The sequence below is a fragment of the Polynucleobacter campilacus genome, from assembly GCF_002206625.1.
In the GTDB taxonomy this organism is placed as follows: domain Bacteria; phylum Pseudomonadota; class Gammaproteobacteria; order Burkholderiales; family Burkholderiaceae; genus Polynucleobacter; species Polynucleobacter campilacus.
The window spans coordinates 107,619-131,971 of the sequence record NZ_NGUP01000001.1; the positions used below are offsets into that span (position 1 = coordinate 107,619).

Annotated in this window: 27 protein-coding genes and 2 tRNA genes; 15 read left to right on the plus strand and 14 right to left on the minus strand. The window is 45.8% G+C overall.

Annotated elements, in window-relative coordinates:
* The first annotated feature begins 43 nt into the window (after positions 1-43).
* From CBI31_RS00555 to CBI31_RS00565, 3 genes are all read left to right on the plus strand, one after another.
* Positions 44-119 (plus strand) — tRNA-Gly (locus CBI31_RS00555).
* 49 nt (positions 120-168) lie between these two features.
* A tRNA-Cys gene (locus CBI31_RS00560) sits at positions 169-242 on the plus strand.
* Between the two features lie 85 nt (positions 243-327).
* Complete coding sequence (locus CBI31_RS00565) at positions 328-789, plus strand: hypothetical protein (protein ID WP_088524488.1); 462 nt, start codon at positions 328-330, stop codon at positions 787-789.
* A 59-nt stretch (positions 790-848) separates the two neighbouring features.
* On the opposite strand, the gene lexA is transcribed toward CBI31_RS00565, so the two are convergent.
* Positions 849-1,568 (minus strand): transcriptional repressor LexA, encoded by a 720-nt coding sequence (gene lexA / locus CBI31_RS00570; RefSeq protein WP_088524489.1) that lies wholly within the window; start codon positions 1,566-1,568, stop codon positions 849-851.
* Between the two features lie 59 nt (positions 1,569-1,627).
* On the opposite strand from lexA, the gene CBI31_RS00575 reads away from it, so the two are divergent.
* The 6 genes from CBI31_RS00575 to dnaB all read left to right on the plus strand — a co-directional run bounded on the left by CBI31_RS00575 (position 1,628) and on the right by dnaB (position 5,768).
* Positions 1,628-2,677, plus strand: coding sequence for an asparaginase (locus CBI31_RS00575; RefSeq protein WP_088524490.1), 1,050 nt, complete (start codon positions 1,628-1,630; stop codon positions 2,675-2,677).
* Positions 2,678-2,811: 134 nt separating this feature from the next.
* Positions 2,812-3,186 carry a 30S ribosomal protein S6 gene (gene rpsF / locus CBI31_RS00580; protein ID WP_088524491.1) on the plus strand — a complete coding sequence of 125 codons (375 nt, stop codon included), beginning with the start codon at positions 2,812-2,814 and terminating at the stop codon, positions 3,184-3,186.
* A 59-nt stretch (positions 3,187-3,245) separates the two neighbouring features.
* Positions 3,246-3,539, plus strand: coding sequence for a primosomal replication protein N (gene priB, locus CBI31_RS00585; RefSeq protein WP_088524492.1), 294 nt, complete (start codon positions 3,246-3,248; stop codon positions 3,537-3,539).
* A 13-nt stretch (positions 3,540-3,552) separates the two neighbouring features.
* Positions 3,553-3,825, plus strand: a complete 273-nt coding sequence (gene rpsR, locus CBI31_RS00590; RefSeq protein WP_028819198.1) for a 30S ribosomal protein S18 — start codon at positions 3,553-3,555, stop codon at positions 3,823-3,825.
* A 13-nt stretch (positions 3,826-3,838) separates the two neighbouring features.
* On the plus strand, positions 3,839-4,291 hold the full coding sequence (gene rplI / locus CBI31_RS00595) for a 50S ribosomal protein L9 (RefSeq protein WP_088524493.1): 453 nt from the start codon (positions 3,839-3,841) through the stop codon (positions 4,289-4,291).
* Between the two features lie 37 nt (positions 4,292-4,328).
* Positions 4,329-5,768 (plus strand): replicative DNA helicase, encoded by a 1,440-nt coding sequence (gene dnaB, locus CBI31_RS00600; protein WP_420812052.1) that lies wholly within the window; start codon positions 4,329-4,331, stop codon positions 5,766-5,768.
* A gap of 78 nt (positions 5,769-5,846) precedes the next feature.
* Here the strand turns inward: dnaB and CBI31_RS00605 are convergent, their stop codons facing one another.
* From CBI31_RS00605 to CBI31_RS00660, 11 genes are all read right to left on the minus strand, one after another.
* A complete protein-coding gene (locus CBI31_RS00605; RefSeq protein WP_088524494.1) occupies positions 5,847-6,110 on the minus strand; it encodes a hypothetical protein in 264 nt (87 codons plus the stop codon).
* 112 nt (positions 6,111-6,222) lie between these two features.
* Positions 6,223-6,801, minus strand: a complete 579-nt coding sequence (locus tag CBI31_RS00610; RefSeq protein WP_338047320.1) for a C40 family peptidase — start codon at positions 6,799-6,801, stop codon at positions 6,223-6,225.
* On the minus strand, positions 6,731-8,377 hold the full coding sequence (locus tag CBI31_RS00615; RefSeq protein ID WP_088524496.1) for a PhoH family protein: 1,647 nt from the start codon (positions 8,375-8,377) through the stop codon (positions 6,731-6,733). The genes CBI31_RS00610 and CBI31_RS00615 overlap by 71 nt, the downstream gene beginning before the upstream one ends.
* Before the next feature lie 235 nt (positions 8,378-8,612).
* The gene (locus CBI31_RS00625) at positions 8,613-9,080 is read right to left on the minus strand and encodes a peroxiredoxin (protein ID WP_088524498.1); all 468 of its coding nucleotides are present in this window, start codon (positions 9,078-9,080) and stop codon (positions 8,613-8,615) included.
* 33 nt (positions 9,081-9,113) lie between these two features.
* Entirely contained in the window at positions 9,114-10,034 is a 921-nt protein-coding gene (locus CBI31_RS00630) for a polysaccharide deacetylase family protein (RefSeq protein ID WP_088524499.1), read from the minus strand.
* A gap of 20 nt (positions 10,035-10,054) precedes the next feature.
* On the minus strand, positions 10,055-11,101 hold the full coding sequence (locus CBI31_RS00635) for a bifunctional UDP-4-keto-pentose/UDP-xylose synthase (protein ID WP_088524500.1): 1,047 nt from the start codon (positions 11,099-11,101) through the stop codon (positions 10,055-10,057).
* Positions 11,102-11,138: 37 nt separating this feature from the next.
* On the minus strand, positions 11,139-12,008 hold the full coding sequence (locus tag CBI31_RS00640) for a formyltransferase (protein ID WP_088524501.1): 870 nt from the start codon (positions 12,006-12,008) through the stop codon (positions 11,139-11,141).
* Complete coding sequence (locus CBI31_RS00645; RefSeq protein ID WP_088524502.1) at positions 12,009-12,971, minus strand: glycosyltransferase; 963 nt, start codon at positions 12,969-12,971, stop codon at positions 12,009-12,011. It abuts the gene before it with no gap.
* Positions 12,972-13,012: 41 nt separating this feature from the next.
* Positions 13,013-14,167: a DegT/DnrJ/EryC1/StrS family aminotransferase gene (locus CBI31_RS00650; protein ID WP_088524503.1), complete on the minus strand. Its 1,155-nt coding sequence runs from the start codon at positions 14,165-14,167 to the stop codon at positions 13,013-13,015.
* A gap of 11 nt (positions 14,168-14,178) precedes the next feature.
* Positions 14,179-15,870 (minus strand): ArnT family glycosyltransferase, encoded by a 1,692-nt coding sequence (locus tag CBI31_RS00655; protein ID WP_088524504.1) that lies wholly within the window; start codon positions 15,868-15,870, stop codon positions 14,179-14,181.
* Positions 15,870-16,247 (minus strand): Mth938-like domain-containing protein, encoded by a 378-nt coding sequence (locus tag CBI31_RS00660; protein WP_088524505.1) that lies wholly within the window; start codon positions 16,245-16,247, stop codon positions 15,870-15,872. Before CBI31_RS00660 ends, CBI31_RS00655 begins: the two co-directional genes overlap by 1 nt.
* 79 nt (positions 16,248-16,326) lie before the next feature.
* Between CBI31_RS00660 and CBI31_RS00665 the strand changes: the two genes are divergently transcribed.
* The 6 genes from CBI31_RS00665 to moaE are packed head-to-tail and all read left to right on the plus strand — an operon-like array spanning position 16,327 to position 22,342.
* Complete coding sequence (locus CBI31_RS00665) at positions 16,327-17,583, plus strand: pyridoxal phosphate-dependent aminotransferase (RefSeq protein WP_088524506.1); 1,257 nt, start codon at positions 16,327-16,329, stop codon at positions 17,581-17,583.
* Entirely contained in the window at positions 17,580-18,890 is a 1,311-nt protein-coding gene (locus CBI31_RS00670) for a homoserine dehydrogenase (protein WP_088524507.1), read from the plus strand. The genes CBI31_RS00665 and CBI31_RS00670 overlap by 4 nt, the downstream gene beginning before the upstream one ends.
* Before the next feature lie 8 nt (positions 18,891-18,898).
* Positions 18,899-20,341 (plus strand): threonine synthase, encoded by a 1,443-nt coding sequence (thrC, locus tag CBI31_RS00675; RefSeq protein ID WP_088524508.1) that lies wholly within the window; start codon positions 18,899-18,901, stop codon positions 20,339-20,341.
* Positions 20,342-20,376: 35 nt separating this feature from the next.
* A complete protein-coding gene (locus CBI31_RS00680) occupies positions 20,377-21,603 on the plus strand; it encodes a molybdopterin molybdotransferase MoeA (protein WP_088524509.1) in 1,227 nt (408 codons plus the stop codon).
* Between the two features lie 18 nt (positions 21,604-21,621).
* Entirely contained in the window at positions 21,622-21,879 is a 258-nt protein-coding gene (moaD, locus tag CBI31_RS00685) for a molybdopterin converting factor subunit 1 (RefSeq protein WP_088524510.1), read from the plus strand.
* Position 21,880: 1 nt separating this feature from the next.
* Positions 21,881-22,342: a molybdopterin synthase catalytic subunit MoaE gene (gene moaE / locus CBI31_RS00690; RefSeq protein WP_088524511.1), complete on the plus strand. Its 462-nt coding sequence runs from the start codon at positions 21,881-21,883 to the stop codon at positions 22,340-22,342.
* A 39-nt stretch (positions 22,343-22,381) separates the two neighbouring features.
* Here the strand turns inward: moaE and CBI31_RS00695 are convergent, their stop codons facing one another.
* Complete coding sequence (locus tag CBI31_RS00695) at positions 22,382-23,374, minus strand: Bug family tripartite tricarboxylate transporter substrate binding protein (protein WP_088524512.1); 993 nt, start codon at positions 23,372-23,374, stop codon at positions 22,382-22,384.
* Positions 23,375-23,385: 11 nt separating this feature from the next.
* Complete coding sequence (locus CBI31_RS00700) at positions 23,386-24,348, minus strand: Bug family tripartite tricarboxylate transporter substrate binding protein (protein ID WP_088524513.1); 963 nt, start codon at positions 24,346-24,348, stop codon at positions 23,386-23,388.
* Between the last annotated feature and the right edge of the window lie 5 nt (positions 24,349-24,353).

The following is a 24,353-nucleotide window of genomic DNA, read 5'->3' on the forward strand; positions in this document are numbered from 1 at the left end:
AATGCTTTCTCTTCGATTGTTTGTTAAACTGTCGCCCTGTTATGCGGGAATAGCTCAGCTGGTAGAGCGATACCTTGCCAAGGTATAGGTCGGGAGTTCGAACCTCCTTTCCCGCTCCAAGTTCGATGGGAAGCCCTGAAAAGCTTCCCATTTTTGATTTAAGTATCTGGCGCGTTGGCCGAGTGGTTAGGCAGGAGCCTGCAAAGCTTCGTACGGGGGTTCGATTCCCTCACGCGCCTCCAGTAATTTCGCTTGACGAAATGGGGGCATCCCCTAAAATACTTTCAAGTAATGTAAGCAATACTCATTCACTAGGTAAAGCAAAAAATGATCAATCTTCATCATCTTAAAGTCGGAACGCTGGCATTGTGCTTGTCTGCCTTTCTAGGCGCTTGCGCCAGCTCTGGAGACTCTCCTACTGGAACTGCTAATGAGGTTCAGGAGACTCAGACTCAACTTCTAGGCGATATGCCATTACCAGCCGCTTCAAAGATTATTGGCTCAGATTCTTTAATCATTGGTCGTGGCGATAACTGGGTAGGTCGTGTGTTGTTATCTGGTGTACAAACACCAACCGATATTTATGCGTTCTTTCAATCTGAATATCCAAGGGCTGGTTGGACAACGATTAGTGCAGTGAAATCTAAAACGAGTATTTTGGTTTTCACCAAAGGTGATCGTACCGCTACAGTAGAGATTAATGAGGGCCCTTTCACTGGACCCAAGACCTTGATCATCATTACTTCATCTCCGAAGAATGCAAACGTAGTAGCTCCAAGCCGTAAGTGATTTAAGCTCGCTTAATAAAAAAGGCCTCCAGTGGAGGCCTTTTGCTTTATGGGGGCTGCTTAAAGCCCACCAGCCCTAATGAGTCCAACGGCCTGACCCTCAATAGCGAAGTTAGGTTGACGGCTATCTACGAGAATATTTTTAAAGTCAGGGTTCTCGGCCTGTAGTTCTATCACCATACCGTTAGCAGTTTTCTTTTGATTCCAGCGCTTCACGGTGACCTCATCATCAAGGCGTGCAACCACAATATCGCCATTGCGCACTTCAGTAGTTTTTCGAACGGCTAAATAGTCGCCATCCAAAATTCCGGCGTCACGCATACTCATGCCCACCACCTTCAATAGATAATCAGCACTTTTGCTAAATAAGCTCGGATCAACGGGAATTTGTTTTTCAATATGCTCTATGGCCATGATTGGCGAACCAGCAGCAACGCGGCCAATTAAAGGAAGAGTGAGTTGTTGTAGTGCACCTGACGGCAATGACATCTGGCGATACTGATTGGTGTGATGCGTTTGATTGAAACGTTGTGGAATCCGAATGCCGCGAGAAGTGCCTGGTGTTAATTCGATATAACCTTTTTTTGCAAGCGCACGAAGATGTTCTTCAGCGGCATTAGCAGAGGCAAAACCCAATTGGGTTGCAATTTCTGCGCGAGTGGGTGGTGAGCCACTCTCATCGATCGCTTTGGAGATTAATTCTAAAATCTCACTCTGGCGTGAGGTGAGTTTGGGGAGGGCAGTCAGCTCCTCAGGAAAATCGACTGTGTTTATGTCCATACTGGGATTGTATACAGCACTATTTGATATTTCAAGGACTTTTGGCGGTGGATAATGGAATGGTGAGTTCAAATCAAGTTAAAGCCGAAAATTCTCCCCATATCCTGGTTTTGGGCATGGGCGGAACCATAGCTGGTTTAGCCTCAAACCCAACTGAAAATCCAAGCTCTTACAAGGCGGGCGAATTAGGAATTGAGACCCTGTTGGCGACGATCCAAGAGTCAATTCCAGGACATTTAAAGTTGCTTGCTCAGCAGGTCGCCAATATCAATAGTCGTGATTTAGGTGAGGATTTACTAACCCTTTTAGGTAATCTGGTAAAGACTTCTCTGGAAAACCCAGCTGTTCAAGGGATTGTCATTACCCATGGCACAGATACGATTGAGGAGGCAGGATTTTTCTTGGCTGCAACCTGCGGCAAACTTGCTGAAAACTTAGGCAAGAGAGTCGTTTTGACTGGAGCCATGCTCCCAGCCAATGCACCGCAGGCTGATGGCCCCCTAAACCTTTTAGATGCCCTGAAGTGGGCTGCAACTGCCCCAGAAAACTGTCCTGGAGGGGTCTTTGCCGTATTTGCAGGCAAGGTCTGCCTAGCTCGAGATCTGGCAAAACGCCACACTTCAGCCCTCAATGCACCCTTAATGGACTCCCCATCTAGTCCAGTAGGCTTGGTTAATCCGTCTTGGATGTCTAGGGTAAGGGCGATTCAGAAAGTATCTGGCGATGATTTAACTATTCCCCAGGATCTTTGGCCCTGGGTGGAGATTTTGACTAGCCATGCAGGTGCTCGTTCCGAGACTATCGAGTTTTTGACCAACAAGGGGATCCAAGGCTTAGTTCTTGCTGGAACAGGCCTGGGAGGCTTTCATCAAGCCTGGGACGAGGCTTTAAAGCTGGCCCAAGACAAAGGCATTGCCATCATCAAAACCACTCGCACTGGTGCAGGCAAGATTGAAGAAGAGTCCGCCTTGGGTTTGACTGCAGGCAACCTTTGCGCCCCTAGGGCACGAATTGCTCTTCAGCTGGCATTAAATGCCGCAAAGGCGGATAAATCCCTGACTTGGCAGGATTTTTTTGCTAGAATGGCGGTCTTGCCTGATATTAGGTAAGCGCTGAAAAGCGGCAGTAAAAGCGTTGTAGCAGTACTTACAATTTGTTACTACCTTGTCACACTGGCGCTAACTTCAAAAACCATCGGAAGTTAGCAAGACGCTCAGGTGACTTTATCCTTAAGGAGTGTTAGATGCGTCATTATGAAATCGTTTTTATCGTCCATCCGGACCAAAGCGAGCAAGTGCCCGCGATGATCGATCGCTACAAAGCTACATTAGCAGCTGCAGGCGGCAAAATTCATCGCATGGAAGATTGGGGTCGTCGTCAGATGGCTTACATGATCGACAAGCTTGCTAAAGCCCACTACGTTTGCATGAACATTGAGTGCGACCAGAAAACTCTGGAAGAGCTCGAGCATGCGTTCAAATTTAATGATGCTGTTTTGCGTCACCTCATCATCAAGACTAAGAAGGCTGAAAGTGAGCCATCTATCATGATGAAAGAAGTGCAACGTGAAGAAGCGCGCAAATCAGCTCAATCCGAAGCTCCTGTAGCAGCGGAATAAGTTAGAAATTTGAAGAGGAATACACAGACTAGAAAACGTATTAGAGAAGCGGAGCGGCGTTGAATCATTTCACCCTCACTGCAATCTTGGTATCTAAAGACGCAATTCGATTTACACCAGCAGGAATACCGGTGATGCATTGCCAGCTAGAACATAGCGGCCAAGCAAGCGAGGTAGGAGTGGCAAGGAAAATCCTGATGAGCGTTGAAGCCATAGCAATTGGTCCGATACAAAAGGATCTAGAGCAAATGGATTTAGGAGCTGAGGCAGTGTTTGAAGGATTCTTAGCACCCAAGACTCTACGTAATCAAAGACTTGTTTTCCATATTAACCATATTCAATTGAAAAATTAAAGAGGAAATCATCATGGCGTTTGGAAAGAAACCCGATTTCAAAAAGAAACCAGCTCAGAACCCATTGTTCAAGCGTAAGCGTTATTGCCGTTTCACAGTTGGTGGCGTTGAGCAAATCGACTACAAAGATGTAGACACATTGAAGGACTTCATTGGTGAGAACGCCAAGATTACTCCTGCTCGTTTGACAGGCACAAAAGCAAAATATCAGCGTCAGTTAGATACTGCTATTAAGCGTGCTCGTTTCTTGGCTTTATTGCCATTCTCCGATCAACATAAGAAATAATTGGGAGCCCTCAATGCAAATCATTCTTTTAGAAAAAGTAACAAACCTGGGCAACCTCGGTGACGTAGTTCGCGTTAAAGACGGTTTCGCTCGTAACTTCTTAATCCCACAACGTAAAGCCCGTCGCGCTACCGAGGCAGCTATTGCTGACTTTGCAGTTCGTCGTGCTGAGTTGGAAAAATTGGCTGCTGAGAAATTGGCTGCTGCGCAAGCAGTTGGCGCAAAGCTCAAAGACTTGGTTCTTGAAATCGGTCAAAAAGCAGGCGTTGATGGCCGTTTGTTTGGTTCTGTAACCAATCATGACATCGCTGATGGCTTGAAAGCTAAGGGATTTACGATTGAGAAGTCTTCAATTCGTATGCCTACTGGCCCGTTGAAAATGGTTGGTGATCATCCTGTAGCGGTTGCTGTTCATACCGATGTAGTGGCTGATATCACCATTCGTGTAGTTGGCGAGCAAGCTTAAGTTTTAAGTCTTAGGTTCTAGGAACTTCGCTAGCCTCATGGCTGAATCCCGTTCACGTTCCGTTACGCTGAATCCCGGCATGGCGGGCTCTGGGGATGCAGTCGTGCAGGCTTTAAAAGTTCCGCCGCATTCTGTAGAAGCCGAGCAATCATTGCTCGGCGGTCTACTGATCGATAACACTGCTTGGGATCGCCTAGGTGGTGTATTAAGTGATATAGACTTCTACCGTCCTGAACATGCATTGATCTACAAGGTCATTACCCGTTTAGTAGGTGACAACCATCCTGCTGACGTTATCACTGTTCATGACGCTATTAAATCTGAACAGGGTGGCGATCTAGTTAGCGTCGATTACCTCAATTCTTTAGCGCAAAACACCCCTAGCTCAGCAAACATTAAAGGCTATGCCGATATTGTTCGTGATCGCAGTATTTTGCGTCGCTTGATTGAAGTCTCAGACAGCATTGTCAACTCCGCTTTTGTTCCTGAAGGCCGCTCTGTGAGAACGCTTCTAGATGAAGCTGAGTCTCGTATCTTGCAGATTGGTGAAGAGGGAAGTCGTAAAGCCGATTACCTCGAGATTGAGCCACTTTTGCGCTCTGTCGTTGCGCGTATTGATGAGCTCTATAACCGTCAAGGCGGTAGCGATATCACTGGCATTGCCACAGGCTTTATTGATCTGGACAAACAAACTAGCGGCTTACAAAAAGGCGACTTAGTGATTGTGGCTGGAAGACCTTCGATGGGTAAAACAGCGCTGGCACTCAATATTGCAGAGAACGTTGCGCTTTCTGAAGGTTTGCCAGTCGTGATTTTCTCAATGGAGATGTCTGGTGAGCAATTAGCATCGCGTTTACTCGGCTCAGTAGGGCGCGTTGATCAAAGTCGTATGCGTACCGGCAAGTTACAAGATGATGAGTGGCCACGTGTGACTGATGCCATTGCCCGTTTAAGTAATACCCAAATTTTGATTGATGAGACTGGCGCTTTATCTAGTCTTGAATTGCGCGCACGAGCACGTCGGATTGCTAGAAATTTTGGCGGCACTCTTGGCTTAGTGGTGATTGACTATTTGCAACTGATGAGTGGCTCTGGTTCAGAAAACCGTGCAACCGAGATTTCTGAAATCTCACGTTCTCTCAAGTCACTTGCAAAAGAATTACAGTGCCCAGTAGTAGCACTCTCTCAGTTAAATCGTGGCCTAGAGCAACGACCTAATAAGCGCCCAATTATGTCGGACTTGCGAGAGTCAGGTGCGATCGAGCAAGATGCAGACGTCATTATGTTTATCTATCGTGATGAGGTTTATCACCCCGATACCACCACCGATAAAGGCATGGCTGAGATCATTATCGGCAAGCAGCGTAATGGCCCGATTGGTACGATCAGATTAAGTTGGCAAGGCCCATATACGAAGTTTGATAATTTGGCCATGGGTTCGGTTGGGTACTCTTCTGGTGGTTACGAACCGTTCTAATAATCAAGAGCAAGATGAATAAATAAAAAGCCTCGCATTGCGAGGCTTTTTTACTGACGTGAAGCAAGTCGCAAAATATTATTTTTCACCTTTGCACTTCTTAATTGATGCTGCTTTTGCTGCGCCATAGAGTGGCTTGCCATCTTTGCTTACGGCTTTAGCTTCGCAATCATTCGGTTTTGCATCGCCCAAGCATTTCTTGATAGAGGCTTCTTTAGCAGCTCCATAAATTGGTTTGCCATCTTTACTCACTGCCTTAGCTTCGCACTCCGCCTGAGAGAATGCAAATGCTGGAGCGGTAAAGCTAAGAGCAAGACCAAAAGCAATAATTAATTTTTTCATATGGATCTTTCTTGGGTAAACGTTTCATTAAAAGAACTCTTAATATGTACTTTAATTAAATCTAAGCTCTTTGTGAACATAGGGCAAATGCTAGGTGCCCCAAGGCGAAGATCTATTTAACCCTTCTTGCTTCAGTAAATTTAGCGGCCCAATAGGGCGAGGTAATGTAATCAAGTCGCACGGTTCCACCTGCGCTCGGGGCATGTACAAAACGCCCTTGTCCCACATAGATTCCGGCATGCGAATATTTTTCTCCAGTGGTATTAAAGAACACCAAGTCGCCCGGAGCAGGGGATTGACCATCAATACTATTGCCTTGACCACTCATCAGCTGAATAGTCCGCGGTAACTTAATACCCGCAGCTTTGTTGTACACATAAACAATCAGTCCGCTGCAATCAAATCCGCCTTTAGGAGTATTGCCTCCATATCGATAGGGCACATCTACTAAGCCAAGTGCTGCAATAGAAATATCTTCAGTACCTACGCTGGTATCTTGCTTGAACTGCGCAATTTTCGGGCTTGGTGATTTATTTCCAAATGTACTGCAACCACTCAATATCACTAGAGTACAAATAAAAATGCCGCACCCAATCAGAGTGCGGCATGAGAGAGATTGCTTAGAGTGCGTCAGCAGCATGATCCGCAAGGCGTGAGCGCTCACCACGCGCAAGAGTGATGTGGCCACCATGACGCCAACCCTTAAAGCGATCGACTACATAGGTTAAGCCGGATGAGCCTTCGGTTAAGTAAGGCGTATCAATCTGCGCAATATTACCTAGACAAATAATTTTGGTCCCAGGACCCGCACGGGTTACTAGAGTTTTCATTTGCTTAGGCGTTAAATTCTGCGCCTCATCAATGATCACATACTTACTCACAAAAGTTCTTCCGCGCATAAAGTTCATGCTCTTGACCTTGATGCGTGAGCGAATGAGCTCTTGGGTTGCAGCGCGACCCCATTCACCAGCATCATCGTTGCGCTGAAGAACTTCAAGGTTGTCATCAAAGGCACCCATCCAGGGTTGCATTTTCTCTTCTTCAGTTCCTGGCAGAAAGCCAATATCTTCGCCAACGGGAACGGTAGCGCGAGTAATGATAATTTCGTTATAGCGTTTGCTATCTAGCACTTGTTCGAGTCCAGCAGCTAAGGCCAGCAAGGTTTTACCAGTACCGGCTTGGCCTAGTAGGGTCACAAAATCGATATCAGGGTTCATGAGCAAGTTCATGGCAAAGTTTTGCTCACGGTTTCGGGCGGTAACGCTCCATACATTATTTTTCTGATGGGAGAAGTCCCTGAGAGTTTGCAATAGCGCGGTTTTGCCATTGATTTCTCTGACGTGGGCATAGAAAGGCGTTGATCCGTCAGGATTCTCTTGATAAACAAATTGATTGACCAACATGCTTGTTACCGCAGGACCAGTCACTCGATAGAACATCGTGCCAGACTTAGGATCTGACCAACTTTCCATATCTTTGCCATGCTTTGGCCAGAAATCAGCTGATAGCGCCATGATTCCGGAATACATCAAATCACGATCTTCTAAAACCTGATCATTAAAATAATCTTCAGCAGGCAAACCAAGAGCACGTGCTTTGATGCGCATATTGATATCTTTAGATACCAACACGACTTCTTGACCATTGCGAGCTTTTTGTAATTCGCTCACTACTGCCAAAATCATGTTATCGCCCTTACCCTCTGGAAGTCCCTCAGGCAATGCTTGAGTAGATAGCTTGGTTTGGAAAAAGAGACGACCTGAAACATCTTGATTGCCAAGCTTGTTTAAAGGGATGCCTTCATCTAATGTGCCACTAGTACCGGCAACCAGCTGATCTAAGGATCTGCTAACCATACGGGCATTGCGGGCTACCTCAGTCATACCCTTTTTATGATTGTCCAGCTCTTCCAATGTGGTCATTGGCAGGAAAAGGTCATGTTCTGAGAAGCGGAACAAGGAACTTGGATCATGCATTAATACGTTTGTATCTAAAACGAATAGGCTCGGCGGACCAGTACGAATAACACGTTTAGGTTTTGCAGGGACTGCTACTCTATTCTCATACTGAGTAGGTGCATGGTCTGCTTTAATTTTCTCGAGAGCTACTTCTGCTGCTGATAAGTCCTCTGCAGCATCATCAGTCCAATGAGAGGCTTCCATCACCACTGGTTTTGCTGGTGCAGGACGTTTATTTAAATCCGGTGTGTCCTTGCGAGTCAGTTTGACTTGATCAGCAATTTGAGTTGGGATGGGTGGCAGTGGCATGCAGACTCTCCTAAAAGAAAAAACCGCTAAGCGATTTGCTGTAGCGGCTTGTTACGAAACTGATTACAGCGAGGTCAAAAAAACGGAGGGGGTTGCTCTCCGAACCTGTTCTGGAATATTCAGGCTGCTGATTCAAACGGATTGTCAGGCTTTCCCGTCGTTTGCGGTGCATATGACTTTACTTTACCCCAAATTTTGGGCTTTGCAAGCACCTCAGAACAAATTGTTGTAAAAATTATTTAGCGGCTTGGGCTGCCTGTAATACCTCTGTCACATGGCCTGGGACCTTAAGGCCGCGCCACTCTTTAACGAGCTTGCCAGAGGAGTCAAATAGGAAGGTGCTGCGCTCAACCCCGCGGACCTGCTTACCGTACATATTCTTCATTTTCATGACGCCAAAGATCTGGCACAGCTTTTCTTCGGTATCGGCAACGAGCTCAAAAGGGAGGCCTAATTTGCTGCGAAAGTTATCATGCGACTTCAGGCTATCTCGGGAGACTCCGACTACCAAGGTATTGGCTTTGGTGAAGGCATTAATATGGTCACGAAATTCACCAGACTCTGCTGTGCAGCCAGGCGTCATATCTTTTGGGTAAAAGTAGAGAACCAGTTTTTTACCTGCGGCTGAGGACGGAGAGAAGATCAGCCCCGAAGTTGCTGGAATGGCGCACTGAGGAATAGATTGACCGATAGCTACTGTCATGATGATCCTTTGTTATTTGTTTCTAAATGTTATTTATGAAGCATTCTGAATAATCAGTTCACCGCTGCGGTTAGGTATTTCCCCCCACGTTAACGGCAATATGGCTATTTTATCGAGTTGTTTGGTGGCATCCCAGGATTTATGAAGTTCACCCATAGTTACTAGCTCATGGCCTTGATTTAGCCACCCAGCTAGTAGCTGCTCAAAGGCTGGGAGTAGCTTTTGTCCCTCAAGTTCAGCGTGCAGAGTAAAGACTTGATCATTGGGGTTGCTTTGGGTGATTTCTAAGAGCTTTTTGACTGCGCTGAACTCATCTGCACCTTCAATACCAATGAGTTCATCAAAGGTTGGTAGAGTAGTTGGATATTGCACATGCTTTGTTTTACCTGAAGAAAGCGCCAGTCGGTAGGGCATGAGATTAGGATTAGCTCTGCCATCAGAAGAGTAGCTGATACCCCATTGATCAAGTTGTTCAAACGCAGCTTTGTTCATTTGCCAACCAGCGGCACCATAGGTGACTGGTGCATGGCCAAAGATCTCTACAAAGCGATCCCAACTTTTTTGCATCATCGCTTTTGTCCACTGCGAATCTTGGTGACGTACCGCGTCTTGCCAGGCAACATGATCCCAAGTATGAATACCGGTTTCATGGCCAGCTTGATCGATCGCACGCATCTGGGCAGCTGCTTTTTTACCAATATCTGGGCCGGGGATGAGTACGCCATAAAGCAAAGTCTTGATGCCATAGTGCTCTACAACAGAGGTGCGACTCACTTTTTTCAGAAAGCCTGGACGAAAGACACGCTTTAATGCCCAGCCAGTATGGTCTGGTCCTAAGCTAAATAAGAAGGTGGCTTTAAGGCCAAAGCGCTCTAAAGTACGAGCTAGGTTGGGTACGCCTTCTTTGGTTCCGCGTAAGGTATCAACATCAACCTTGAGAGCAATCTTAGCCATGAACCCTTAGAGTTATTTACTTATTCTTTATCTACTAAAGAGCGGGCTTTTTCTACATCCTGACGATAGGCTTCAAAAATATTCTTGAGAGCATCAGTCATTGGAGTAGTTGGCTTCCAGCTTAGTTCACTCATCGTGTTATCAATTGCCGGTACTCGGTTTTGAACATCCTGATAGCCTTCGCCGTAATAGGCTCCAGAGGTAGTTTCAACGATCTTTACTGCATTTGCGGTCTTCGCATACTCAGGAATGCTTCGAGCAATCTCTAACATTTGATTAGCCAGTTCGCGAACAGAGTGATTATTCTTTGGGTTGCCGATGTTGTAAATCTTGCCATTCGCAACACCATCTTTGTTATCGATGATCTTGATGAGCGCATCAATACCATCATCAATATAAGTAAAGGCACGTTTTTGAGCGCCACCATCGACTAGGTTAATGGGTTCGCCGCGAACGATGTGACCTAAAAACTGCGTTACTACTCGGGACGAACCTTCTTTTGGTGTATAGATACTATCAAGACCGGGGCCAATCCAGTTAAATGGACGGAACAGGGTAAAGCGCAAACCTTCCATGCCATAACCCCAGATGACGCGGTCCATCAGCTGCTTGGAGCAAGCATAGATCCAACGCGGTTTGTTAATGGGGCCATAGACCATATTGGATTGCGCAGGATCAAATTCACCATCCTCACACATTCCATAAACTTCGGAGGTTGATGGAAATACCAAGTGCTTTTTATATTTAACAGCAGAGCGCACGATTGGAAGATTGGCTTCAAAGTCGAGCTCAAATACTTTCAGTGGCTGCTGCACGTAAGTAGCTGGAGTAGCGATTGCAACCAAAGGTAAGATGACATCGCACTTACGAATGTGGTACTCAACCCATTCTTTATTAATGGTGATATCGCCTTCAAAAAAGTGCATGCGAGGATGATTAATCAAATCACCTAGGCGATCATTTTGCATATCCATGCCATAGACATCCCAATCGGTTGTCTCCAGAATGCGCTTGGAAAGGTGATGACCAATAAAACCGTTAACACCAAGAATGAGTACTTTTTTCATCTTTACTGCCTCGTTTTAAGCTAATGTATGTTGCTACTTACTTGTTGGAGGGAAACCATTCCAGAATTTCAACTGCCTGGCGGTCCCCGCAAATGCCGAATACCCGATTATCAACCACTTGGATGCCCAAAGAGCCAAGATCGAGATTGCTAGGGAATGGACCGTTAATGCTGGTGCGGGCCACAGTCATTGTCCGCTCCTGGTAGTCTGTGAAAGCGCCTGGATAAGGGGGTGCTACTGCTCTCACCAGGTTATGAACCTGAACGGCCTTCTGCTGCCAATGAATCTGGCCATCAGAGGGCTTTCTGCCACCAAAATAGCTGCCTTTTTGGAGTTCATTAGCCTTGCGGGGAACTTTACCTTGCATGAGGCTTGGCAGAGCTTGCTCGATCACTATTACTGCAGCTTGACTGACCTTGCTAAAGACATCGGTAGCAGTTTCATTAGGACCAATGTTCACTGCAGATTGACCAACAATGTCACCAGCATCGGGTTTAACTTCCATGACATGTAAAGTGGCACCTGTTTGCGTTTCTCCATGCAAAATTGCCCAGTTCACTGGAGCGCGGCCACGGTACTTTGGTAGTAAGGAGCCATGCATATTTAATGCGGCGATTTTCGCGCAAGTCAAAATCTGCGCAGGAATCATGTAGCGGTAATAGAAAGAAAAAATGTAGTCTGGTGCTAGTGCTTGTAGTTTGGGAGCTAAATCAACCAATTCAGTTGCGCTAGGTGTGATGTAAGGAATATTTTTTTCTTGGCACAGTTTAGCAACACTACCGAACCAAACATTCTCATTGGGGTCATCTTGATGGGTAACCACCAGATCAACTTGGATGCCTGCAGTTAATAAAGCGTTAAGGCAATTGAGGCCAACATCGTGATAAGCGAAGACGACTGCGTGCAATTATTTTTTCTCTAAAACAGTTTGCACAACATAGCGTGGGCGATTGCGGATTTGCTGATAGATGCGGCCAATATATTCGCCAAGGAGACCAAGACCAAATAGCATGACGCCAATCAGAAAGAAGGTTAAAGCAAACAGGGTGAAGACTCCTTCAACCTCAGCGCCTAGCAAGAAGCGGCGCACCAGTAGATACGCGAATAAGCTGCCTGCAGCCAGAGATAGCAACATGCCTAGAATAGAGAAGATCTGGAGCGGCATTACCGAGAATCCGGTTACCAAATCAAAGTTCAAACGAATGAGTTGATAGAGGCTATATTTTGATTCACCGGCAAAACGCTCTTCATGCTTAACGCTAATTTCAATCGGGTTGGCTGCAAAGGTGTAGGCTAATGCAGGAATAAAAGTATTGTTCTCGTCACACTGACGAACTAAGTCAACGATGCGACGGCTGTAGCCGCGCAACATGCAACCTTGATCCGTCATCGTGATGCGGGTAATGTGTTCACGTAATCCATTCATAGCGCGTGAAGCAAATTTTCTAAAAAAACTATCGCGACGATCTGCGCGTATGGTGCCTACGTAATCATGACCTTTTAATAACTGCTCAGTCAGAGCATCAATTTCTTCGGGGGGATTTTGTAAGTCCGCATCTAAGGTAATGATGTATTCACCCTTGGCATATTCAAAGCCAGCCATGATGGCCATGTGTTGACCAAAGTTGCTGTGGAATAAAACGGCGCGTGTAACGTCAGGACGCAATTCCACTTGTTTTGCCAGAATCCCTGCTGAGCGATCTTTACTGCCATCATTAACAAAAATGATTTCATAGGAAATATTGCGTTTGGCAGCTACCGCATCCAAAGATGGGTAGAGGCGATCAAAAAGTGCTTGAAGGCCGTCTTCCTCGTTGTAAACGGGGATCACAATGGAAAGCTTTGGGTTAGCAACTAAATTTGCAGTCATGCCGCAATTTTGCCTGATTCTTGGGGCCAAGCCCAATTGGGCTAGTTTTTGTAGTGTTTCTTGAGGATTCCGACCAATCCACTAGCGATACGGCCAATATCTTCATCTGCCATACCAGGGAAAAGTGGAAGGGTCAGGATAGAGTGACCAATGCGATCTGCCATCGGCGTATCACTTGTTTTGTAACCTTGGTTTTTGTAAAGAGTAAATCCAGTAATGGCGGGGTAGTGCACCCCTGTACCAATACCAAGATCTTTTAACTCAGTCATCACTTGACCGCGATCGCAATTTAATTGCTCCAGTGGCAGTAGTACTTGAAACATATGCCAATTGCTATCAGTGAAATTTTCAACCGGCAGTTCTAATTTGAGGTTTTCTAAGCTGGCTGATTTGAGTTCTGTGCGAATGGCATCAAAGTATTGATGCGCCAATGCTGCGCGGCGCGCCTGATATGTGGGTAATTGTTTAAGTTGTTGTAGACCAATCACTGCATTGACGTCGGTGAGATTATCTTTACCACCAAGGACATCTACATCCATGCCATCCATACCTTGACGTGTTAAACCTTGCAGGCGTAATTTTTCAGCCAGCTTAGCTTCTGTCTCGGTATTTAAAACCAAGCAGCCACCTTCTACGGTAGTGAGATTTTTATTGGCCTGGAAGCTAAAGCTCACTAGATCTCCAAAGCTGCCAATTTTCTTGCCCTTCCATTGAGAGCCAAAAGCTTGCGCGGCATCTTCAATGACGCGCAGATTGTGCTGCTTCGCTATTGAATAAAGGTGATCCATGTCTACCGGTAAACCAGCAAGATAGACCGGCATGATCGCTCGTGTTTTCGGTGTGATTGCCGCTACAACTTTATCAAGATCAATATTGCGTGTAAGAGGATCAATATCTACAAAGACGGGTTTAGCACCAACACTTAAAACTACATTTGAAGTAGCTACCCAAGAAATAGGGGTGGTGATGACTTCATCTCCCTCGCCAATACCAGCAACTTGTAATGCAATCTTCATGGTTGCTGTGCCATTAGCAAAGCAGCGCACAGGACGACCACCAAAGTAGGTGCTTAAGGCAGCTTCAAATTCTGCTAATTTAGGTCCTGAGGTAACCCAGCCAGAGCGCAGCACTTCTGTAACAGCATCAATCGTTTCTTGATTAAAGCTGGGGCGGGTGAAGGGGATAAAGTTTGACATGGTGTCCTATATTACCGCGTCACATTCGATGTGTCAGGATGCTTAACAATCACTCTGCGTGAATCGCGATCAACTTCTTGCATGGGTAAATTTAATTCTTGGAGAGCAATGTACTGCTCTGGAACCATTAAGGCATAAGCGGTTGAGTCTTCTTTCCAGCGCGCAATGAATGCGTCTAATGTGGGTATCCAAAGCTCAGGCTCTTGATTGACGCCAAACCCTAGCTCATCTGGTGATTCAACCATGATCATGGTTCTACCAAGATAAAACGGCACGGTGTGATCTAAAAGGCGAACAGAATAGAAATTAACTTTTTCTGGAATAGACGCTTTCACGCGATTGACAAGATCTATGCCTGAAACTGCACGCCCTAATGTCTCATGGCCTGTTCCGGCAATGATGGCGCAGAGAAAAAATCCAAAGGCAAAACTCACAATACTTTGAACACCATTGCGCTTACTTTGCCATGCTGCAAATGCACTGAAGGTAATGAGTGCAACTAAAGCGGCGATTACCCAATTGGTATATTGAGCATAAGCTTCGATTTCATCGGGCCTTGCTTGCTTGCTAATGTCTGATAGAAAGAAAAATCCAATACAACCCAAGATTGCAAATCCGATAGTTTGTAATTTCCAAGGAAGCTCCAGGGAATTGGCATGCGCCAATAGTTGATCGAGGCGATTACCAATTAATAATGCGAGCGCCGGGAAAATGGGGATGATGTAGCCTGGTAACTTAGAGCGTGAAATACTGAAGAACGCGAAGATCACCAAAAACCAACATACTAATAACCAACCGCTAGAGAACTCGCGACGACGCTCACCCCATGCTTGCACAATCGAGCCGGGGATTTGTAAAACCCAAGGAAGTAAGCCAATGAGAAGTAATGGAACAAAGTAATAGATGGGCCCCGTTCTACTATGAGCATCTTGAGTAAAGCGCTGTAGATGCTCATGAATAAAGAAGAACTCTAAAAATTCAGGGTTACGCTGCGCAACTAAAATAAACCACGGTGCAGTAATTGTGAGAAACAAAATGGTGCCACTGAACAGGCGTAAGCGCGCCCAGATTTTCCAATCCCAAGTACTGATGGAGTAAGCAATAAAGACCATCGCTGGAATGGCAGCGCCAATGACTCCTTTGGAGAGAGTTGCAAGAGCCATAAAGATCCAACAAGCCCACATCCAATTTCGACGGCTGGTTTTGTTGTGCGATGTTTGCGCTAGTAAGAGACTACACAGAGCTGCAACTAAAAATGCAGACAGGCCCATGTCAAGAGAATTAAAGTGACCACTAATGACCCACATCGGACTGGATGCGAGTACGACTGCCGCCAGCCATCCTGCTCTGGCGCTGTAGATACGAGCTCCAGTAAAGCCAATGAATAGAATTGTTAGAAAGCCAGTAAGGGCAGTCCACAGGCGTGCTTGCCAATCACCAATGCCGAACACTTGAAACGCTGTTGCGGTTGCCCAGGCTTGTAGGGGCGGTTTCTCAAAATACTTGTAGCCGTTGTAACGTGGTGTAACCCAATCACCAGTGACTAACATTTCTCTGGCGATTTCTGCATAACGCCCTTCATCTGAGGGAATGAGGTGACGATAGTTGAGCGTACCAAACCAGAGCAAGCTGTAAATGATGAACAGCAATAAAATTTTGCCGGGATGTAGGGCTGAGGATTGTCGGATTTCTCCAAATTGCATCAGATCGGCTCCACGATTAAAGCCAATAGAACTTGACGTCCTTCACCCACCAAAATGTTGTAGGTGCGGCAGGCTGCTTGAGAATCCATGATTTCAAAGCCAATTTTGGCCAAAATCAGGGATTTCAGGAGTTCGGGCTTCGGAAAGCGCTGTTTGCTTCCCGTTCCAATCAGGATTAATTCGGGTTTGAGCTCCACCATTTGGGCGAAATGGGATGCTTCTAGGCTATCGAATGACTGGGCTGGCCATGCAGAGATTGCCCCATCAGAGCTCAATAAGACCGCGTGGGCATATGGTGTCTGGTTGATCTCCACATAGCCATCACCATAGCCGGTGATCGTGTTGGCTCCAGAATGGGGGTCAGATTGAAGCTTCAAGTGGACTCTCTGTCATAATTGTATGGATTATAGCTAGCTGTTTTTTCCAAGATTTCAAGAACTTACCCTTTAATTTATTGTGAAACCCATCCTAAAGTCATTAAAACTCAATGATGTCTGCTACGACATACGCGGGCCAGTGCTCGAGCTCGCGCAGCGCATGGAGGAAGAAGGCCACAAGATCATCAAATTAAACATCGGAAACGTAGGGGTTTTCGGTTTTGATCCACCTGAAGAAATTCAGTTGGACATGATTCGTAATTTGAGCAATGCCTCAGCTTATTCTGACTCCAAAGGCATCTTCGCTGCTCGTAAAGCCATCATGCAGTATTGCCAAGAAAAAGGCATTCAAGGAGTGGCATTGGATGATGTTTATACCGGCAACGGTGTTTCTGAACTCATCGTACTTTCAATGAATGCATTGCTCAATGATGGTGATGAAGTATTGGTACCCGCACCTGACTATCCACTTTGGACTGCTGCTGTGAGTTTATCTAGCGGTACACCAGTTCACTATCTTTGTGATGAGTCTCAAGATTGGGCGCCAGACTTAAATGATCTGCGTAAAAAAATTACACCTCGCACTAAGGCGATTGTGGTGATTAATCCAAACAATCCAACAGGCGCGATTTATTCCAAAGAAGTACTGCTCGAGATAACCAAAATCGCGCGCGAACACGGTTTGATTTTGTTTGCTGATGAGATCTACGACAAGATGTTGTATGACGCAGAAAAGCATATCTCCCTGGCATCTTTATCTACTGACGTAGTGACAATCACTTTCAATGGCTTATCTAAAAACTACCGCTCATGCGGCTACCGAGCTGGCTGGATGGTGGTTTCAGGAGACAAAGAGATGGTGCGTGATTACATTGAAGGGCTCAATATGCTTTCTTCAATGCGCTTATGTGCAAACGTGCCAGGGCAGTACGCAATTCAAACTGCGCTTGGCGGCTATCAAAGTATTAATGATTTAGTAGCTGAGGGTGGTCGCTTAGCGAGGCAACGTGATCTCGCTTGGAAATTGATTACTGATATCCCGGGTGTGACTTGTGTGAAGCCAAAATCTGCTTTGTATTTATTTCCAAAGTTAGATTCTGAGATGTACCCCATTGAAGATGATCAACAGTTTGTTGCTGATTTTTTAAAAGAAGAAAAAGTATTATTAGTCCAAGGCTCTGGTTTTAACTGGGGCAAGCCTGATCACTTCCGCGTAGTATTTCTGCCTCACGAAGATGTTCTCAAGGAGGCCATTGGTCGTCTTGCGCGCTTTCTAGAGCGTTATCGTAATAAACATGGCCGTAAGGCTTCTGCAGTTGCAGCAAAGGCATCATGAAACCGATTCAAGTAGGTCTATTAGGTATTGGCACTGTTGGCGGCGGCGTATTTAAAGTGCTCGAGCGCAACCAAGATGAAATTACGCGTCGTGCCGGTCGCGGTATTCGCATTAATACCGTTGCTGATCTCAATGTAGAGCGTGCTAAAGAGATTGTTAAGGATCGAGCGCAGATTGTTAGTGATGCGCGTGCTGTTATCAATAACCCTGAGATTGATATCGTCGTTGAGCTCATTGGTGGCTACGGCATTGCCAAGGACTTAGTTTTAGAAGCGATTGCCGCTGGTAAGCATGTGGTTACAGCCAATAAAGCCTTGATCGCGGTTCATGGCAACGAGATTTTTAAAGCAGCCCACACTAAGGGTGTGATGGTGGCGTTTGAAGCCGCAGTTGCTGGTGGTATTCCAATTATTAAAGCGCTGCGTGAAGGCTTAACCGCGAATCGTATTGAATGGATCGCCGGCATTATTAACGGCACAACCAACTTCATTTTATCGGAGATGCGCGACAAAGGATTAGACTTTAATACTGTCCTTAAAGAGGCGCAACGCTTAGGCTACGCCGAAGCAGATCCTACATTTGATATTGAAGGTGTTGATGCTGCTCATAAGGCAACGATCATGAGCGCGATTGCCTTTGGTATCCCGATGCAATTTGATAAAGCCTATGTAGAGGGCATTACCAAGTTAGCTGCAATCGATATTCGCTATGCCGAGCAATTGGGTTACCGCATCAAGTTGTTAGGTATTGCGAAGAAGACGTCAGCAGGCGTTGAGTTGCGTGTACACCCAACTTTAATCCCAACGAAGCGTTTGATTGCTAACGTCGAAGGCGCGATGAATGCTGTGCAAGTTTTCGGTGATGCAGTAGGCACTACTTTGTATTACGGCAAAGGCGCTGGTTCTGAGCCAACTGCATCGGCAGTGATTGCTGATTTAGTGGATATCACACGTCTCTTAAGTGCTGATCCTGAGCATCGCGTTCCGTATCTAGCCTTCCAGCCAGATGCAGTGCAAAACACACCGGTCTTACCGATTGGTGAAATTACAACTAGCTACTATTTGCGTATGCGGGTGGCTGACCAAGCTGGCGTGCTGGCAGAAATCACCAAGATTTTAGCCTCCCATAACATCTCTATCGATGCACTTTTGCAAAAAGAGGCTGACGAGGGTGAGAGTCAAACAGATTTAGTGACTTTAACTCACGAGACTAAAGAGAAAAGCATGCTTGCTGCTATTAAAGAAATCCAGCACCTCAAGACAGTTGATGGCGAAGTGGTGAAGATTCGTTTAGAAAATCTGTCTTAATTAAATTCATGCGTTACCAATCTACTCGTGGCAATAGTCCACAACAATCCTTCTTAGAAATTCTCTTGGGTGGATTGGCGCCAGATGGCGGTTTGTACTTGCCAACGCAGTATCCACAAGTCACTCCTGCACAGTTAGATTCTTGGCGCGGCCTGTCTTATGCAGATCTTGCTTACGAAGTCTTGAGTCTGTATTGCGACGACATTCCGCAGGCAGACTTGCGTGCAATCTTACGCAAGACCTATACTGAACAGGTCTATTGCAATGGTCGCCCACAAGATAATGCCAAAGACATTACGCCAATACATTGGTTGGGTGAAGAGCATGGAACTCGTATTGGGCTCTTAAGTCTTTCGAATGGTCCAACCTTGGCTTTCAAAGATATGGCTATGCAATTATTGGGCAATCTTTTTGAGTACACCCTCAAGAAAAAAGGGCAGCAGCTCAATATCTTAGGCGCTACTTCTGGTGATACTGGTAGCGCCGCTGAATACGCGATGCGCGGCAAAGAGGGGGTGAAAGTATTTATGCTCTCACCGCGCGGTAAGATGAGCTCCTTCCAATCTGCACAGATGTATTCCTTGCAAGATCCGAATATTTTCAACTTAGCAGTAGCTGGTGTCTTTGATGATTGCCAAGATATTGTGAAGGCAGTGAGTAATGACCATGCCTTTAAGGCCAACAATAAAATTGGTACTGTGAACTCGATTAACTGGGGTAGGGTAGTCGCTCAAGTTGTGTATTACTTCCAAGGTTATCTCTTGGCTACTAAGTCGAGTAATGAGAAAGTGTCATTTACCGTCCCCTCAGGAAATTTTGGTAACGTTTGCGCCGGTCATATTGCTCGCATGATGGGTTTACCCATTGAGCACCTGATTGTTGCAACTAATGAGAATAATGTGCTCGATGAGTTTTTCCGCACCGGCATCTATCGTGCACGTAAGTCTGCAGAGACCCTTCATACCTCGAGCCCATCCATGGATATCTCCAAGGCAAGTAACTTTGAACGCTTTGTATTTGACTTTATGGGTCAAGACGGTAAGGCTACTGCAGGAATGTTTAAGCAAGTCGACGAGGCTGGCGGCTTTGATATTTCTAAAGACATAGTCTTTAAGGAACTTGGAAAATATGGATTTCAATCTGGTCGCAGTACCCACCAGAATCGTCTAGATACTATTCGTAATATTGATCAGCAATATGGCGTGATGATCGATACGCATACTGCTGATGGTGTGAAGGTAGCGCGTGAACATTTACAACTGGGTATCCCAATGCTGGTACTTGAGACCGCGCTTCCAATTAAGTTTGAAGAAACGATTCAGGAGGCTTTGGGTCGTCCAGCAGAGTGCCCACCTGCATTTAAAGATATCAAATCTAAACCTCAGCGCGTAGAGAATATTGATGCCGATGTAGGTCAGGTCAAAGCATTCATCACCACGCATCTTATTTAAAACACCACAATCAATTATCTATGACTAAGCCTCCAATGTTGACAGCGCAGCAGGCCTTGGATCATTTACTTTCTCACGCCAAGCCAGTTGCTGATAATGAAAGTGTTCCGATGCAAGCAAGCTTAGGTCGTGTGCTTGCTGAAAACGTCAGTAGCCTAGTAGATGTACCGCCACTCGATAACACCTCGATGGATGGCTACGCCGTACGTACTGCTGATATCCAAAAACCTGGCAGCATTTTGAAGATTGCGCAACGGATTCCGGCAGGTTCGGTTGGCACAGAGCTCCAAGTAGGAACGGCTGCCCGTATTTTTACTGGCGCACCGGTTCCTTTAGGTGCTGATGCGGTAGTTATGCAAGAGGATTGCGTCATCCCCGAAGGTTCAACGGATCAAGTCCAGGTTAATGTAGTACCAATAGCAGGCCAATGGATTCGTCGTAGCGGCGAGGACTTAACAACAGGTAAAACAGCGCTGACTACAGGCACTTTCTTGCGCCCACAAGAGTTAGGTGTTGCAGCCTCTGCTGGCGTAACCCACCTAAACGTAAAACGCAGAGTCAAAGTTGCTGCATTCTTTACTGGTGATGAGCTATCCCTTCCTGGTGAACCACTTAAACCCGGTGGCATCTATAACTCCAACCGCGATACTTTATTGGCTTGCCTCAAATCACTCGGATGCGATGCAACAGATTTAGGAATTGTTCCTGATCGTTTAGACGCAACTAAAGCGGCGTTACGCAAAGCCAGCAAAGATCATGATCTCATCATTACGTCTGGTGGCGTATCGGTCGGCGAAGAAGATCACATCAAACCCGCTGTAACTGCCGAAGGAAGATTAGATCTTTGGCAAATTGCGATTAAGCCTGGTAAGCCTCTAGCATTTGGAGCGGTTCGTAAATCAGATGAGCCAAAAGATGGTGAAGCTTGGTTTATTGGTTTGCCTGGTAACCCTGTTTCGAGCTTTGTAACCTTTTTATTATTTGTAAGACCGTTCATTTTGAAGTTACAGGGCCGCGAAGCTAAACAAATGCAATCTTATTTGATGCGCGCTGACTTTGATTGGCTAAAAGCCGATCGCCGCAATGAGTTCTTGCGCGTCAAACTCAATAATAACGGCGGCTTAGATTTATTCCCTAATCAAAGCTCCGGAGTGCTCACTAGCGCCTCTTGGGGTGACGGCCTTATAGATTGCCCACCAAACCAGCCAATTAAAGCTGGTGATCTAGTGAAGTACATCCCATTTGATGCGCTCCTCAAATAATCGGATTACGATTACCCCATGAAACTTGAATTACGATTTTTTGCCTCTTTGCGTGAAGCCCTTGGTGTTTCGCAAGAAAGCATCACTATTCCAGATAGCGTCAAAACGATTGCGGATCTCAGAGCTCATTTAATAGAGCGCGGCAATCCATGGGCCGACGTATTGGCGGAGGACAAGGTCTTGCGCTGCGCTCTGAATCAGGTCATGGTTGATGCAAATACCCCGCTACAAGAAAAGGCTGAGATCGCTTTCTTTCCGCCAGTGACCGGGGGTTAATATGCCAAGTCCAATCCGCGTCCAAGAAAAAGATTTCGACATTAGTGCTGAAATAGCGCTACTTCGCAAAGGCGATCCTAGGGTTGGCGCAGTGGTGAGTTTCTTGGGCACTGTGCGCGATATGAACGACGGTAGCCAGGTAAAGGGAATGACGCTAGAGCATTACCCCGGCATGACCGAAAAAGCATTGCAAGAAATTTTGGATCAAGCCAAGATACGTTGGGATATCTATCAGACCCTAGTGATCCATAGAGTTGGTCCTCTACTGCCTGAAGATCAAATTGTCCTAGTAGTAGTTACCAGCGCGCATAGGGGCGAAGCATTTGCAGCTTGTGAATTCATCATGGACTATCTAAAGACAGCGGCTCCATTCTGGAAAAAAGAAGACACTCCACAGGGTGCTCGCTGGGTTGATGCCCGTGTGACCGATGATGTTGCAATGGCGCGTTGGAAAAAATGCTAGATTACTGATTAAGAGCTTCTAAAGCTGCTTCATCATTAATCATTCTGCTTTAATTCCCGCTGACTTAATGATTTTGCCAAAGTAGTCAGAATCTCGATTAATAGTATTTGAAAGCTCTGAGGGGCTACCTCCCATCACAATCATGCCTTGTTGCTTTAGTTGATCAACTAAGGCTGGATTTGAGAATGCCTTTTGTAAGGCTCCATTTAATTTTTGAATAATTGGCTTTGGGGTGCCGGCTGGAGCAAATAGAGCTAGCCAATTGGTGCTCTGAAAGCCGGGTAGAGATTCAGCGATAGCGGGAACTTCCGGTAGAAGAGGGGAGCGCTTAGGCCCACCATTACCAAGTGCGCGAACTTTGCCCGATTTAATAAATGGAAGAGCAGTAGAAACGCTAATCAAAAACATCTGAACTTCATTAGTGCTCGTAGCCATAATCCCTGGGCTGCCACCCTTATAGGGGATATGAACGATATTGGTGCCAGTTTTATCTTTAAAGATTTCCATTGCTAGATGTTGTGGCGATCCAATGCCAGTTGAGGCATAGTTCAGTACGCCTGGTCGTGATTTTGCTAGTGCGATGAGGTCATTAATACTATTGGCTTGCAGAGATGGATTCACCACTAAGATGTTGTCTAATGACACACCAATAATCACGGGCTCTAAATCCTTCTTTAGGTCGAAAGGTACTTTGTCGTAAAGGAGTGGGTTGGTTGCAATAGATGCTTGGTCGACAAGAATGGTGTATCCATCCGGGACAGCTTTAGCAACTAGTGCCCCAGCTACCATTCCTGCGGCACCAACGACGTTATCAACGATAACGGTTTGCCCAATCTCTTTACTTAGTTCTTGGGCTGTTAATCTGGCGAAGATGTCTGTTCCACCACCTGCTGCATAGGGAACAACAAATCGAATTGTTCTATTCGGGTAGTTTGCTGATGTTTGCGCATGAGATGTGAGGCAGCTTACTAGTGCGGCAAGCGTCACGATCATGCGCGCTAGCGGCAGAATTAAATTATTTGGTTTGTCCATAATGCTATCTATTAATCTAATTTAATATTCAGTTGATTGAGGATTGGACCCCACTTCACATAATCCTGACGCATTATTTTTTCTGTTTCTTCAGGAGTTGTCCCAAGAATTTCGAATCCCTGCTTGGAGTAAGCCTCGCGAAGTGCAGGCTCTTTAAGAGATTCAATCGTTGCCTTGTAGATTGCTGAAATAGTCTGCGGGGGAGTGCCTTTGGGCGCCATTAAGACAAATCGTAGTCCAGCACGAACCCCCGGGAGTCCTGCCTCACTCATGGTGGGAATATTGTCAGCGGAGTTAGCGCGTTTTTCTGTCATCACAGCATATGGCTTCAAGTTGCCTTGATTGATATGGCTAATCACTGCGCCAAGAGTAAACATACCAACTTGTGCATGCCCGGCCAGAACATCCTGAAGAGCGGGCCCACCACCTTTATAAACAGGCTGCGCTGCAGTTACTCCAGCTTGCTTGGCAAATAATTCGAACGCAAGATGATGCGGCGTTCCAAGACCAGGATTTGCAAATGAAAATTTATTATCTTCAACCTTGGCAAAGGCTATTAATTCCTTAAGATTATTTGGGGGTAATGATTTATTTGATGCTAGAACCAGTGGAGTCTCTGCAATAAACGTGATTGGTATAAGGTCTTTGAAAACGTCATAGTTTAATTTTGAGTATAAGTAAGGGTAGATAGCGATGCCATCAGTATTAATGAGAAGTATGCTGCCATCTGCTGCTGAGCGTGCTACAAATTCGGTACCAATATTGCTAGCTGCCCCAGGTTTATTCTCGATGACTATAGTTCTATCCAACTTATTTTTTAGTTGATCTGAGAGTGGGCGTGCCAGACTATCTGCCCCTCCCCCTGGGGAGAAGGGGACTATTAGACGAATTGTTTTATTTGGAATTTGTGCATTACTTGGCGTAGACCATAAAAATAACGTTGAAAGTGCAACGCCGAAAAATTTACCAAGCATGGGAA

What these genes read in the sequence shown, in the direction of transcription:
- CBI31_RS00565 (WP_088524488.1), top strand. Translation starts at nt 328, where the DNA reads ATGATCAATCTTCATCATCTTAAAGTCGGAACGCTGGCATTGTGCTTG.
- lexA (WP_088524489.1), bottom strand. Translation starts at nt 1,568, where the DNA reads ATGGACATAAACACAGTCGATTTTCCTGAGGAGCTGACTGCCCTCCCC.
- CBI31_RS00575 (WP_088524490.1), top strand. Translation starts at nt 1,628, where the DNA reads ATGGTGAGTTCAAATCAAGTTAAAGCCGAAAATTCTCCCCATATCCTG.
- rpsF (WP_088524491.1), top strand. Translation starts at nt 2,812, where the DNA reads ATGCGTCATTATGAAATCGTTTTTATCGTCCATCCGGACCAAAGCGAG.
- rpsR (WP_028819198.1), top strand. Translation starts at nt 3,553, where the DNA reads ATGGCGTTTGGAAAGAAACCCGATTTCAAAAAGAAACCAGCTCAGAAC.
- rplI (WP_088524493.1), top strand. Translation starts at nt 3,839, where the DNA reads ATGCAAATCATTCTTTTAGAAAAAGTAACAAACCTGGGCAACCTCGGT.
- dnaB (WP_420812052.1), top strand. Translation starts at nt 4,329, where the DNA reads ATGGCTGAATCCCGTTCACGTTCCGTTACGCTGAATCCCGGCATGGCG.
- CBI31_RS00605 (WP_088524494.1), bottom strand. Translation starts at nt 6,110, where the DNA reads ATGAAAAAATTAATTATTGCTTTTGGTCTTGCTCTTAGCTTTACCGCT.
- CBI31_RS00610 (WP_338047320.1), bottom strand. Translation starts at nt 6,801, where the DNA reads ATGGTGGCCACATCACTCTTGCGCGTGGTGAGCGCTCACGCCTTGCGG.
- CBI31_RS00615 (WP_088524496.1), bottom strand. Translation starts at nt 8,377, where the DNA reads ATGCCACTGCCACCCATCCCAACTCAAATTGCTGATCAAGTCAAACTG.
- CBI31_RS00625 (WP_088524498.1), bottom strand. Translation starts at nt 9,080, where the DNA reads ATGACAGTAGCTATCGGTCAATCTATTCCTCAGTGCGCCATTCCAGCA.
- CBI31_RS00630 (WP_088524499.1), bottom strand. Translation starts at nt 10,034, where the DNA reads ATGGCTAAGATTGCTCTCAAGGTTGATGTTGATACCTTACGCGGAACC.
- CBI31_RS00635 (WP_088524500.1), bottom strand. Translation starts at nt 11,101, where the DNA reads ATGAAAAAAGTACTCATTCTTGGTGTTAACGGTTTTATTGGTCATCAC.
- CBI31_RS00645 (WP_088524502.1), bottom strand. Translation starts at nt 12,971, where the DNA reads ATGACTGCAAATTTAGTTGCTAACCCAAAGCTTTCCATTGTGATCCCC.
- CBI31_RS00650 (WP_088524503.1), bottom strand. Translation starts at nt 14,167, where the DNA reads ATGTCAAACTTTATCCCCTTCACCCGCCCCAGCTTTAATCAAGAAACG.
- CBI31_RS00655 (WP_088524504.1), bottom strand. Translation starts at nt 15,870, where the DNA reads ATGCAATTTGGAGAAATCCGACAATCCTCAGCCCTACATCCCGGCAAA.
- CBI31_RS00670 (WP_088524507.1), top strand. Translation starts at nt 17,580, where the DNA reads ATGAAACCGATTCAAGTAGGTCTATTAGGTATTGGCACTGTTGGCGGC.
- thrC (WP_088524508.1), top strand. Translation starts at nt 18,899, where the DNA reads ATGCGTTACCAATCTACTCGTGGCAATAGTCCACAACAATCCTTCTTA.
- CBI31_RS00680 (WP_088524509.1), top strand. Translation starts at nt 20,377, where the DNA reads ATGTTGACAGCGCAGCAGGCCTTGGATCATTTACTTTCTCACGCCAAG.
- moaD (WP_088524510.1), top strand. Translation starts at nt 21,622, where the DNA reads ATGAAACTTGAATTACGATTTTTTGCCTCTTTGCGTGAAGCCCTTGGT.
- moaE (WP_088524511.1), top strand. Translation starts at nt 21,881, where the DNA reads ATGCCAAGTCCAATCCGCGTCCAAGAAAAAGATTTCGACATTAGTGCT.
- CBI31_RS00695 (WP_088524512.1), bottom strand. Translation starts at nt 23,374, where the DNA reads ATGGACAAACCAAATAATTTAATTCTGCCGCTAGCGCGCATGATCGTG.
- CBI31_RS00700 (WP_088524513.1), bottom strand. Translation starts at nt 24,348, where the DNA reads ATGCTTGGTAAATTTTTCGGCGTTGCACTTTCAACGTTATTTTTATGG.